Here is an 11,886-nt window from a genome sequence, read left to right on the forward strand (position 1 = left end):
TGCGAGCGGAGCATCAACCGGCACGGCGCAGCTCCTCGATCTTGGGAATCAGCACGTCCTTCAGCGCCTCGGGCGTGATCGGGCCGATGTGCTTGTAGCGGATGCGGCCGTCGCGGTCGATCAGGAAGGTCTCGGGCACGCCATACACGCCGAAGTCGATGCCGACCCGGCCGTCGATGTCGAGCACCGACAGCACGTAGGGGTCGCCATGGTCGGTGAGCCAGCGGCGCGCGCGCTCGATCGCCATCGCGGTCTCGGCCTCGAGCGCCATGCCACGGGCGTTGATCGCGCCGTCACCGCGCACTTCCTTGTAGTTGAGGCCCACCACCGGAACGATCTTCTGCTTGGCCATCTGCACCAGCAGCGGATGCTCCTGGCGGCAGGCCACGCACCACGAGGCCCACACGTTGAGCATCCACACCTGGCCCTGCATCTCTTTCAGCGCGAAGCTCTGCTCGGGCTGGTCGAGGCGGGCCAGGCTGAAGTCCGGCGCCGGCTTGTCGATCAGCGGCGAGGGCACCTCGCGCGGATTGAGGGTCAGGCCGAAGGCGAGGAAACCCGCCAGGCCGAAGAACAGCAGCAGGGGAACGAGAAACTTTGCTTTCATGACTTTCCTTGCCCGGGCGAGCGGCGATCAGGCCGAGGCCGCCACGCGCTGGCCGGCACCCGCCGCCTCGCGGGCGGCAAGTCGGCGGTAACGACGGTCGGCGGCGGCGCAGATGCCACCCAGACCCATCAGGACGCACCCCATCCAGATCCAGCTGATGAAGGGCTTGTAGTACAGGCTGACGATCCAGGCGCCGTCCTCGAGCTGCTCGCCGAGCGAGACATAGACGTCGCGGAACACGCCGATGTCGAGCGAGGCCTCGGTCATCGGCATGCCCTGGGCGCGATAGATTCGCTTCTCAGGGGTCAGGGTGCCGAGGACCCGGCCGTCGCGGCTCAGTTCGATGTTGCCGCGCGCGGCGTCGTAGTTCGGGCCATCGGCATCGACCGCGCCGTGGAACACGAAGCTGTAGCCGGCGAGTTCGGCGCGCTGCCCCTCCTTCATCTTGACGTCCAGACTCTGGTCCAGGCTGCCGACCAGGGTGACGCCGATGATGAACACGCCGATGCCGAGATGGGCGAGCCACATGCCCCACCACGACGCGGTGATCGAGCGCAGGCGTGAGCCCGCCGAGGCGCCGGCGCGTTCCTTCAGCCGGCCCGCCAGCAGCTGGATGCTGGCCAGCACCACCCAGGCGGCCAGGGTCAGCCCCAGCACCGTGCGCCAGGTGACGTGGTCCACCGCCCACGCCGCACCGAAACCGATCAGCACGCTGGCGATGAAGGCCGGCGCCACCTTGCGCACGGCAGCGACGAGGTCGTCGTCCTTCCAGCGCAGGAAGGGGCCGAACATCATCAGCACCACCACCGGCGTCATCAGCGGCACGAACACCGCCTGGAAGTACGGCGGGCCGACCGAGATCTTGCCGAGGTTGAGCGCGTCGAGGAACAGCGGATAGAGCGTGCCGAGCAGGACCGAGGCCGAGGCCACGGTCAGCAGCACGTTGTTGGCCAGCAGCGAGGTCTCGCGCGACACCAGCGCGAAGCTGCCGCCGCCCATCAGCTTGTTGGCACGCATCGCGTACAGCAGCAGCGAGGCGCCGATCACGATCACCAGCAGGGCGAGGATGTAGAGGCCGCGCTTGGGGTCGGTGGCGAAGGCGTGCACGCTGGTGATGACGCCCGAGCGCACGAGGAAGGTGCCGAGCAGCGACAGCGAGAAGGCGCCGATCGCCAGCAGCACGGTCCAGCTGCGGAAGGCGCCGCGCTTCTCGGTGACCGCCAGCGAGTGCATCAGCGCGGTGCCGAGCAGCCAGGGCATGAAGGAGGCGTTCTCCACCGGATCCCAGAACCACCAGCCGCCCCAGCCGAGCTCGTAGTAGGCCCAGCCCGAGCCCACCGCGATGCCGGCGGTCAGGAACACCCAGGCGATCGTGGTCCACGGCCGCGACCAGCGCGCCCAGGCCGCGTCCAGCCGGCCCGACATCAGCGCCGCGATCGCGAACGCGAACGCCACCGAGAAGCCGACGTAGCCCATGTACAGCAGCGGCGGATGGATGATCATCCCCGGGTCCTGCAGCAGCGGGTTGAGGTCGCGGCCGTCGCCGACCGCCGGCAGCAGGCGCTCGAAGGGGTTGGAGGTGACCAGCGTGAACGAGATGAAGCCGGCGCTGACCAGACCGAGCACGCCGAGCACGCGGGCGAGGAATGCATCCGGCAGGTGGCGCGAGAACACCGTCACCGCCACCGTCCACAGCGACAGCGACATCGCCCACAGCAGCAGCGAACCCTCGTGGTTGCCCCACACGCCGGTGATCTTGTACATGATCGGCGTCGCGCTGTGCGAGTTGGTGGCGGCGAGCTGGACCGAGAAGTCGCTGGTGACGAAGGCCCAGGTCAGGCACACGTAGCTGAAGACGATGAAGAAGAACTGCCCCTGCGCCGCCGGGCGGCCGACCGCCATCAGCGCCATGCTGTTGCGCTGTGCGCCCACCAGGGGCACAACCGCCTGCACCAGCGACAGGACGAGGGCGAGGATGAGGGAGAAATGTCCGAGTTCGGGGATCATGGCGTCACTGGCTCAGCGTGGTGGCGGCTTTCTGCGCCTGCTCGACGGCGTGGGCGGCCTCGGGCGGCATGTAGTTCTCGTCGTGCTTGGCGAGCACCTCGGTGGCCTGGAACACGCCACCCTCCAGCTTGCCCTGCACCACCGCGCCCTTGCCTTCCTTGAACAGGTCGGGGAGCGTGCCCTTGTAGGTGACCGGGATGATCTTCGCGGTGTCGGTGATCGCGAAGCGCACGGTGACGCCGTCGGCCTCGCGCTTGATCGAGCCCTCCTCCACCATGCCGCCGACGCGGAAGGTCTTGCCGGTGGGGGCCTTGCCCTCGGCGACCTCGGAGGGCGTATGGAAGAACACCAGGTTCTGCTGGAAGGCGCTCAACACCAGTGCCACCGCGGCGAACAGCAGGACGACCCCGCCACCGACCAGCATCAGACGCTTGCTACGGGCTTTCATTGTTCAGACTCCATGGCGGGCGCGAAGCCGTCGCCGTTGCGCTTGCTCGAATCCTTGCCGACCGCCCGCCGCCAGCGCAGCAGACGGCGAACCGTGTCCTTCCGACGCTGGAACACGAGCACGAGTTCCAGCACGATCAATGCGAAGCTGAGGCCGTAGCTGCCCCACACGAAAAAGGCGGCGCCGCCCATGTCCCAGAACGCGGACCAGCTCTCCCACTGCGACATCAGGCACGCCCTCCGGCAGCTTGCGAAATCCCTGCTTCACGCTCGAGCTCGGCGCCCACCCACTCGGTATGGCGCTCGCGCTCGAGGATCATCGGCCGCACCCGCCAGAACACCACCGCAAGGGTGTAGGCCCAGGACGCGAAAGCCATCACCAGCATGCCGGCGAGCATGGTGGCCGCCATCGACGGCGCCTTGTCCAGGCTCACCGAGGCGCCCTGGTGCAGCGTGTTCCACCATTGCACCGAGAAATAGATGATCGGCACGTTGACCGCACCGACCAGCGCGATGATGGCGCCGGCGCGATCGGCACGACGCGGATCCTCGATCGCACGGGTGAGCGCGATGAAGCCGAAGTACAGGAAGAGCAGCAGCAGCTGCGAGGTCAAGCGGGCATCCCATACCCAGTACGCACCCCAGGTCGGCTTGCCCCACAGCGCACCCGTCCACAGCGCGACGAAGCAGAACATCGCCCCGGTGGGGGCCAGCGCCTGGCTCATCACGAAGGACAGGCGGGTGTTCATGATCAGGCCGACCGCCGACCAGAAGGCCATCACCAGGTAGATGAACATCGACATCCAGGCTGCCGGCACGTGGATGAAAATCACGCGGTACACCTGGCCCTGGGTGGCGTCGGTCGGCGCCACGAAGAAGCCGAGCCACAGGCCGATCACGGTGAGGACGACGGCGATGGCGGCGAACCAGGGAGCGAGACGGCCGGCGAGAGGGTAGAAATGCTGCGGCGAGGCGAACCTCAGGAGGCTGCGACGGCGTTCGGGATTCGTCATGCTTGAAGAGTCGGTTCTCGCTCGGCCACGCCCGCACGGGGCATGGCAGCAGGGTCAATCGGTCGAAATTCTCAGCGCCGCGGCACAGGCCACCGGAGCCAGCGCCAGCGCCCCCGCCAGTCCGCCGCTCAGCAGCAGCAGGTGGGCGACGGCGCCCGAGCCGGACAGCTCCGCCTCCACCGCCCCGGCGCCGAAGATCAGCACCGGCACGAACAGGGGCAGCACCAGCAGCGCGAGCAGCATGCCGCCGCCACGCAGGCCCAGCGTCAGCGCCGCGCCCACCGCGCCCAGCAATGCCAGGATCGGCGTGCCGAGCGCCAAACTTAGTACCAGCACCGGCAGCCCACCTTGCTCCAGGTCAAGCAGCAGGGCCATGGCCGGCGCGATCGCAACCACCGGCAATCCGGTGCTGATCCAGAACGCCAGCACCTTGGCCATCACCCACAGCGCGGCCGGTTCCCTGGACAGCAGCAACTGCTCCAGAGTTCCGTCCGCGTAGTCCTGGGCGAACAGTCGGTGCAGCGACAGCAGGCAGGCCAGCAGGGCGGCGACCCACAGCACGCCGGGGGCGATCGCACGCAGCTGGTTGGGCTCGGCGCCGACGCCGAAGGGGAACAGGCAGACGACGATGATGAAGAAGGCGAGCGTGACCAGCACGTCGGCGCGGCCGCGCCAGGCCAGCAGCAGGTCGCGGCGCAGCACCGCGAAGAAGGTGCTCAGCATGCGAAGGCTCCCACGTCGAGGACCTCGGGCGGTCGCCTGAAGGGCGCGTCCTGGTGGGTGGTCAGCATGACCATGCCGCCGGCCTCGCAGTGATCGGACAGGGTCGCGGCGAGGTCGGCGACCGCATGCACGTCGAGCGCGGTGAAGGGCTCGTCCAGCACCCACAGCGGGCGGCTCGCGGACAGGAACAGGCGCGCCAGCCCGACGCGGCGGCGCTGGCCCTGGGACAGCACGCGCGCCGGCAGGTCGAGCTGGTTGGCGAGTCCGATGCGGACCAGCGCGTCCACGCAGGCCTGCTCGTCGATCGCGTCGCCGGCGGCCGAACAGGCGAAGCGCAGGTTCTCGAGCGGGGTGAGGAGGTCGTTGAGCGCGGGGGCGTGGCCGAGGTAGAGCAGCTCGCCGTGGAAGGCCTCGCGCTCGCGCCGGATCGAGTGCCCGCGCCAGCGCACCTCGCCCGCCTCGGGCATGGCGAGCCCGGTCACCAGGCGCAGCAGGCTGGTCTTGCCGACGCCGTTGGGGCCGGCGACGCGCAGCAGACCACCCGCCTGCAGGCGGAAGGCGAGGTCGCGGAAAAGCAGGCGATCGCCCTTCAGGCAGGCGAGTTCTTGGACTTCGAGCATGGGGACGGATTGAACCACAGCCGCGGCACGGAGCGCCATCCCGGCGCAGCGGGAAAGCACGGGCCCCGCGGCACGCCGAGCGGATCGGCGGGCGCGGGGCCGGCTTCAGTCAGGGCGACCGCGTCGTGCGCGGGTCAATTCTTCTGGACCGGCGGATGCAGCACCTCGGGCGCGACACCTTCACGCGGGACGCCGATGTCCTGGACGACCGGCGGCAGCGAGTGGGCGATGCCCTTGTGGCAGTCGATGCAGGTCTTGCCTTCGGCGAAGCCGGCCTGGTGCATCTGGTTCGAGCGACGGCCCTGCACCGAGTAGTCGAAGTACTCGTAGTTGTGGCAGTTGCGGCACTCCTGCGAGTTGTTCGCCTTCATCCGGCCCCACTCGTTCTGCGCCAGGCGCAGGCGTTCGGCGGCAAACTTCTCGGGCGTGCTGATCGTGCCCATGATCTTGCCGTACACCTCGCGCGAAGCCTTGATCTTGCGGATCATCTTCGGCCCCCACTCCTTGGGCACGTGGCAGTCCGGGCAGGTCGCGCGCACGCCGGTGCGGTTCTGGTAGTGGATGGTATTGCGGTATTCCTTGAAGACGTTTTCCTCCATCTCATGGCAGGAAATGCAGAACTTCTCGGTATTGGTCATTTCCAGGGCCCAGTTGAAGCCACCCCAGAAGATCACGCCCAAGGCGAAGAGCAGCACGATCGCGCCCCAGCCGGCACCGCGGATGCGCTGCATCAGGCTCTTGTTGTTGTCGGTCATGACATTCCCCGTTTATTGACGCCTCAGCGCAGGCCTTCCGCGCGCTGGAACTTGTTCGCCACCAGCGGTTTGGCGTCGGTCTGCGGCACGTGGCACTGCATGCAGAAGTAGCGCCGCGGCGAGATGTTCGACAGCTCGCCGCCGTCGCGATCCTTGAAGTGCGTCAGGCTCACCTTGGTCGCGCCGGACTCCTTGTAGCGGCTCCAGGCGTGGCAGTCCATGCACTTGTTGAAGTTGATCGTGACCTCGTAGCCCTCGACCTTGTGCGGGATCAGCGGCGGCTGCTGCACGTAGTCGCGCTCGATCGGGGGCTGGTCCGGAATCGGCTTGTAGTTGCCGACCTGCAGTTCCTGATCGGCGACGTCGGCGCCGCGAATGCTCTTGACCGCCTGCGCCATCGCCGCGGGTGGCACGATTGCACCGAAGCCGACGGCGGCGACGAGTGCGAGCACCAGATTTCGGGTTTGCTTCTTCATGACTCGCTCCTGTTGAATCGGGTCGTAATACGGAAAACGTCCTTGCCGCACACATCCACGCAGCGTCCGCAGGTGGTGCAGTCGGCATCCAGAATGAGGGGGTGGTCCTGGCCCACGCCCTTGAGCGCGGGGCGGATGACCTGCGGCTCGGGACAGACGGCGAAGCAGTCCATGCAGTCGTTGCAGGCGCTGCGCCTGGCGGCCGACACCCTGACGACCGATGCGCGTCCGAGCAGCGCGTAGAAGGCGCCCTGCGGGCACAGGTGGCCACACCAGCCGCGCGGGGCGATCAGCAGGTCGTAGAAGAAGATGCCGCCGACGATGCCCCAGGCCAGGCCGAAGCCGAAGATCAGCCCGCGATGGAACATCGACACCGGATTCACCCACTCCCAGGCCAGCGCACCGGTCGCCGCCGCGATCACCAGCACGAAGCCGAGCAGCCAGTAGCGCGTGCTACCGGCCGGCGCCTTGCCGCCCTTCAGGCCCAGGCGGCGGCGCAACCACGCGGCGGCGTCGGTGACGAGGTTCACCGGACACACCCATGAGCAGAACAGCCGCCCGCCGAACAGCAGGTAGAAGGCGAGCACGATGCCGCCGCCGAGCAGCGCCTCGCGGTAGGGCCAGTGGCCGGCCGCGAGCTGCTGGACGATGAGGAAGGGGTCGGTCAGCGGCAGCACGCCCAGCGTCAGGCTCGAGGACAGGTTGCCCTTGACGATCCACCACCCGAACCACGGCCCGAGCAGGAACAGCGCGAGGATGCCGAGCTGCGACGCGCGCCGCAGCAGCAGCCACTTGTGGGCGCGCAGCCAGCCCTTGGCCTCGACCGCCTCCTGTCCCGGCCTCGCCACCACGCCGCGCATCGCCGCGCCGCGCACGCTGGTGGGCGGGACCTTGCGCTCCGCCACACCGCCGGTCGTCGTCTGCACGCTCATGGCTTCCACCCCGAATCGAGACCGCCACCTGTAGGCTGGGCGGGTTTGTAATCGGGCACCTGCGGACTTTCACCCGGACCGACGCGGGTGTCGCCGTAGGCCTTGTCCTCCAGGCCACGCACCGGCAGCTCGACCTGGTCGCCGATCAGTGACTTTCCTGCGGCTTCCTTCTCCTCCCAGCCGCGCAGGTAGTGCTCGGCCTTCGAGCCCTGCGCCAGCCTGATCGGCAGCACCTTGATCGCCGACTCGCCGGGCAGCACGCAGGCCTTCTCGCACTTGCCGCAGCCGGTACAGTGCTCGGAATGCACGGTCGGCAGCAGCATCGCGTGGCGGTCCGAGCGCGGGTTGTGGATGCGCTCGAGCGTGATCGCCTTGTCGATGACCGGGCACACCCGGTAGCACACGTCGCAGCGCAGGCCGAGGAAGTTGAGGCAGTTCTCCTGGTCGATGAGCACGGCCAGCCCCATCCTGGCCTTGCCGATGTCGGTGAGCGCCCGATCGAGCGCACCGGTCGGACAGGCGACCACGCAGGGGATGTCCTCGCACATCTCGCAGGGGATGTCGCGGGCCTCGAAATACGGCGTACCGGTGGCCACCCCGTCGCCGAGCTCGGCCAGCTTCAGGGTCTTGTACGGGCAGTCGCGCACGCACAGGCCGCAGCGCACGCAGGCCGCGAGGAAGTCGTCTTCGGGGAGCGCGCCGGGGGGGCGGATCGCGGTCGCCGGCAGCGCCGACGCCTGCTTCGCGTACATGCCGGCACCGAGCGCGAGCAGGCCCGCGCCGCCGGCGACACCCGCCGCATCCTTGAGGAAGCGGCGGCGCGGCGACGGGGCGCTGGCTGCAGCACGTCCGGTTGCTTGCACCTTGTCGTTCATGATCACCGCAAGCCCGCACCCGCTACCGTCCCCCCGGTCGGCGGGGCGCGGAACTCGCGCCTCCTGTCCTTAAGCCTTCAGCACCTTGACCGCACACTTCTTGTAGTCGGTCTCTTTCGAGATCGGGCAGGTGGCGTCGAGCGTGAGCTTGTTCACCAGCCGGCCTTCATCGAAGAAGGGCACGAAGATCAGCCCGACCGGCGGCTTGTTGCGACCGCGGGTCTCGAGACGGGCAACGATCTCGCCGCGCCGCGACACCACCTTCACCGCCATGCCGCGCTGCAGGCCACGCTTCTGCGCGTCGTCCGGGTGCATGAAGATCTGCGCCTCGGGGACCGAACGGTGCAGCTCGGGCACGCGGCGGGTCATCGAGCCGGTGTGCCAGTGCTCCAGCACGCGGCCGGTGCACAGCCACATGTCGAACTCGGCGTCCGGCATCTCGGGCGGATCCTGGTAGGGCAGCGCGAACACCACCGCCTTGTTGTCCTTGTGGCCGTAGAACTTCACGCCCTCGCCCGCCTTCACGTACGGGTCATAGCCCTCGCGGAAGCGCCACAGCGTTTCCTTGTTGTCGACCACCGGCCAGCGCAGGCCGCGCGCCTTGTGATAGACGTCGAAGTCCGCAAGGTCGTGACCGTGGCCGCGACCGAAGGCGGCGTACTCCTCGAACAGGCCCTTCTGCAGGTAGAAGCCGAGCTCCTTCGACTCGTCGTTCATGTAGCCGGGGATCGCATGGGCGTTGGCCTTGTCGACGTCCGCCAGCGGGAACTTGTTGACCTGGCCGTTGGCGTAGAGCACGTCGTACAGGGTCTTGCCGCGGTACTCCGGCTTCTTCGCGAGCAGCTCCTCGGGCCACACTTCCTCGACCTTGAAGCGCTTGGCGAACTGGATGTACTGCCACAGGTCGGACCTGGCCTCGCCCGGCGCCGACACCTGCTGGCGCCAGAACTGGGTGCGGCGCTCGGCGTTGCCGAAGGCGCCCTCCTTCTCGGCCCACATCGCGCACGGCAGGATCAGGTCGGCCGACAGCGCGGACACGGTCGGATAGACGTCGGACACCACCACGAAGGCTTCCGGATTGCGCCAGCCCGGGTAGATCTCGTCATTGACGTTCGGACCCGCCTGCATGTTGTTGGTGGTGGACGTCCAGTAGCACTTGATCTTGCCGTCCTTCAACGCGCGGCTCTGCGCCACCGCGTGGTAGCCGATCTTCGCCGGAATGGTGCCCTCGGGCAGCTTCCAGATCTCCTCGGTCAGCGCCCGGTGCATCGGGTTGGTGACGACCATGTCGGCCGGCAGGCGGTGGGCGAAGGTGCCGACCTCGCGTGCGGTGCCGCAGGCCGAGGGCTGGCCGGTGAGCGAGAACGGGCTGTTGCCGGGTTCGCTGATCTTGCCCACCAGCAGGTGGACGTTGTAGATCATGTTGTTCACCCAGGTGCCGCGGGTGTGCTGGTTGAAGCCCATGGTCCAGAACGACACCACCTTGCGGCTCGGGTCGGCATAGACCTCGGCCAGCTTCTTCAGGCGGTCCTCCGGCACGCCCGACAGCTTGGACACCTTCTCGACCGTGTACTCGGACACGAACTTGGCGAATTCGTCGAAGCTGATGTCCTTGGCCGCGCCGGTGTCGCCCTTCGGCTTGCCGTCGGCGCCGGGATAGCCGTTGCTGGTCGCGCTGGCCTCGAGGGTGTGGTTCGGGCGCAGGCCGAAGCCGATGTCGGTCTCGCCCATCTTGAACTTGACGTTGCGATTGACGAACTCGGTGTTGACGCGCTTGGTCTGGATGATGTGGTTGCAGATGTAGTTCAGGATCGCCAGATCGGTCTGCGGCACGAAGATCATCGGGTTGTCGGCGAGCTCGTACGAGCGGTGCTCGAAGGTCGACAGCACGTGGACCTGGCAGCCCTCCTTGGACAGGCGACGGTCGGTGATGCGGCTCCACAGGATGGGGTGCATCTCGGCCATGTTCGAGCCCCACAACACGAAGGTGTCGGTGTTCTCGATGTCGTCGTAGCAGCCCATCGGCTCGTCGATGCCGAAGGTGCGCATGAAGCCGGCCACGGCCGAGGCCATGCAGTGGCGCGCGTTGGGGTCGATGTTGTTGGTGCGGAAGCCGGCCTTGTACAGCTTGGAGGCGGCATAGCCTTCCCACACCGTCCACTGGCCGGAGCCGAACATGGCGATGGAATCGGGGCCGTGCTCCTTGATGGCCTTCTTCCACTTCTGCTCCATGATGTCGAAGGCCTGGTCCCAGGAGATCGGCGTGAATTCGCCGTTCTTGTCGTACTGGCCGTTCTTCATGCGCAGCAGCGGCTTGGTCAGACGGTCCTCGCCGTACATGATCTTGGACAGGAAGTAGCCCTTGATGCAGTTCAGGCCGCGGTTGACCGGCGAATCGGGGTCGCCCTGGGTGGCGACGATGCGGCCGTTCTGCACGCCGACCAGCACCGAGCAGCCGGTACCGCAGAAGCGGCAGGCGGCCTTGTCCCAGCGCACCTTGGTGCTGGGCGTCGCTTCCTGCGCCTGGGTCACGACCGGGATGCCGATGCCTGCCGTGGCAGCCGCAGCGGCAATCGCGTTGTTCTTGATGAATTCGCGTCGATTCATGCTCATTTCAGACCTCCGTCAATTCCAGACCAGCATCGGTGTATTCGTAGGCGACCGTCAGTCCCTGGACCTTCGGGGCGAGATTCACCGCCAGGATCGAGTCGGTGACCGACCAGCCCGCACCATCCTCGATGGTGATGACGATGCTGCCCTTCTCAGTCGACGACCCGTGCAGCTCGACCCCGGGAATCTTCTTCAGGGCCTCGATCACCTCGGGGAAATCGGCGGGGAACGCCCGCACGACCAGACTCGCAATATTCATGCTTCCCTCTCCGTGGGAATGTTGTTGTCCGAGCGCATGGCGATCGCCCGTGTCGGACAGGGACCGATGCACGCGCCGCAGCCGGTGCAGCCGCTCGCATCCAGCACCGGCTGGGCAACGCCGCCCAGTTGCAGACGAAAACGGATTGCGGCTTCGGGACAGGATTCGCCGCAGACGCGGCATTCGACGCCGCGCACGGCCAGGCAGGCCTCGCCGATGGTCGCCACGATGGCCCACGGCGCCGCATCGGCATCGCGCCGCAACAGCGCCTGCGGCTCGCAGCTGCTCACGCAGTCGGCGCAGAAGGTGCACTCGCCGCGGCTGAAATCCACGCCGGGGAAGCCGCCGTCCATGCGGACCAGGATGCGGGTGGGACAGGCCTCGATGCAGCGGTCGCAGCGGGTGCAGCGGTCGATGAACAGCGCCTCCTCCAGCGCCCAGGGCGGACGCCGGGCAGGCGCGAGTGTCGGCCGTCCCATGCGCAGGAAACCCCTGCGGGAAGGCACAACAAGAGAGGACGACTCGGCAACCACGACGATTTCCTGAAGGAATGGCACTCGGG

14 protein-coding genes are annotated in these 11,886 nt (G+C 67.7%); all 14 read right to left on the bottom strand.

Going from position 1 to position 11,886, the window contains the following annotated elements; all coding sequences use genetic code 11:
• Window positions 1-13 precede the first annotated feature (13 nt).
• The 14 genes from CKCBHOJB_RS17595 to napF all read right to left on the bottom strand — a co-directional run bounded on the left by CKCBHOJB_RS17595 (window position 14) and on the right by napF (window position 11,803).
• Window positions 14-607, bottom strand: coding sequence for a DsbE family thiol:disulfide interchange protein (locus CKCBHOJB_RS17595; protein ID WP_281049960.1), 594 nt, complete (start codon window positions 605-607; stop codon window positions 14-16).
• A gap of 27 nt (window positions 608-634) precedes the next feature.
• A complete protein-coding gene (locus CKCBHOJB_RS17600; protein WP_281049961.1) occupies window positions 635-2,614 on the bottom strand; it encodes a heme lyase CcmF/NrfE family subunit in 1,980 nt (659 codons plus the stop codon).
• A gap of 4 nt (window positions 2,615-2,618) precedes the next feature.
• Window positions 2,619-3,062 (bottom strand): cytochrome c maturation protein CcmE, encoded by a 444-nt coding sequence (ccmE, locus tag CKCBHOJB_RS17605; protein WP_281049962.1) that lies wholly within the window; start codon window positions 3,060-3,062, stop codon window positions 2,619-2,621.
• The gene (gene ccmD, locus CKCBHOJB_RS17610) at window positions 3,059-3,289 is read right to left on the bottom strand and encodes a heme exporter protein CcmD (protein WP_281049963.1); all 231 of its coding nucleotides are present in this window, start codon (window positions 3,287-3,289) and stop codon (window positions 3,059-3,061) included. Before ccmD ends, ccmE begins: the two co-directional genes overlap by 4 nt.
• Window positions 3,289-4,074, bottom strand: coding sequence for a heme ABC transporter permease CcmC (ccmC, locus tag CKCBHOJB_RS17615; RefSeq protein ID WP_281049964.1), 786 nt, complete (start codon window positions 4,072-4,074; stop codon window positions 3,289-3,291). Before ccmC ends, ccmD begins: the two co-directional genes overlap by 1 nt.
• Window positions 4,075-4,128: 54 nt before the next feature.
• Entirely contained in the window at window positions 4,129-4,797 is a 669-nt protein-coding gene (gene ccmB / locus CKCBHOJB_RS17620; RefSeq protein WP_281049965.1) for a heme exporter protein CcmB, read from the bottom strand.
• The gene (gene ccmA / locus CKCBHOJB_RS17625) at window positions 4,791-5,417 is read right to left on the bottom strand and encodes a cytochrome c biogenesis heme-transporting ATPase CcmA (protein WP_281049966.1); all 627 of its coding nucleotides are present in this window, start codon (window positions 5,415-5,417) and stop codon (window positions 4,791-4,793) included. Before ccmA ends, ccmB begins: the two co-directional genes overlap by 7 nt.
• Before the next feature lie 134 nt (window positions 5,418-5,551).
• Complete coding sequence (locus CKCBHOJB_RS17630) at window positions 5,552-6,172, bottom strand: NapC/NirT family cytochrome c (protein ID WP_281049967.1); 621 nt, start codon at window positions 6,170-6,172, stop codon at window positions 5,552-5,554.
• A gap of 23 nt (window positions 6,173-6,195) precedes the next feature.
• On the bottom strand, window positions 6,196-6,648 hold the full coding sequence (locus tag CKCBHOJB_RS17635; protein ID WP_281049968.1) for a nitrate reductase cytochrome c-type subunit: 453 nt from the start codon (window positions 6,646-6,648) through the stop codon (window positions 6,196-6,198).
• Window positions 6,645-7,580: a quinol dehydrogenase ferredoxin subunit NapH gene (gene napH / locus CKCBHOJB_RS17640; protein ID WP_281049969.1), complete on the bottom strand. Its 936-nt coding sequence runs from the start codon at window positions 7,578-7,580 to the stop codon at window positions 6,645-6,647. The genes CKCBHOJB_RS17635 and napH overlap by 4 nt, the downstream gene beginning before the upstream one ends.
• A complete protein-coding gene (gene napG, locus CKCBHOJB_RS17645; protein WP_281049970.1) occupies window positions 7,577-8,455 on the bottom strand; it encodes a ferredoxin-type protein NapG in 879 nt (292 codons plus the stop codon). Before napG ends, napH begins: the two co-directional genes overlap by 4 nt.
• Window positions 8,456-8,524: 69 nt before the next feature.
• On the bottom strand, window positions 8,525-11,068 hold the full coding sequence (gene napA / locus CKCBHOJB_RS17650; RefSeq protein WP_281049971.1) for a nitrate reductase catalytic subunit NapA: 2,544 nt from the start codon (window positions 11,066-11,068) through the stop codon (window positions 8,525-8,527).
• A gap of 1 nt (window position 11,069) precedes the next feature.
• Window positions 11,070-11,324 carry a chaperone NapD gene (locus tag CKCBHOJB_RS17655; protein WP_281049972.1) on the bottom strand — a complete coding sequence of 85 codons (255 nt, stop codon included), beginning with the start codon at window positions 11,322-11,324 and terminating at the stop codon, window positions 11,070-11,072.
• Entirely contained in the window at window positions 11,321-11,803 is a 483-nt protein-coding gene (napF, locus tag CKCBHOJB_RS17660; RefSeq protein ID WP_281049973.1) for a ferredoxin-type protein NapF, read from the bottom strand. The genes CKCBHOJB_RS17655 and napF overlap by 4 nt, the downstream gene beginning before the upstream one ends.
• Between the last annotated feature and the right edge of the window lie 83 nt (window positions 11,804-11,886).

Origin of the sequence: Thauera sp. GDN1 (assembly GCF_029223545.1) — a bacterium.
Lineage (GTDB): Bacteria > Pseudomonadota > Gammaproteobacteria > Burkholderiales > Rhodocyclaceae > Thauera.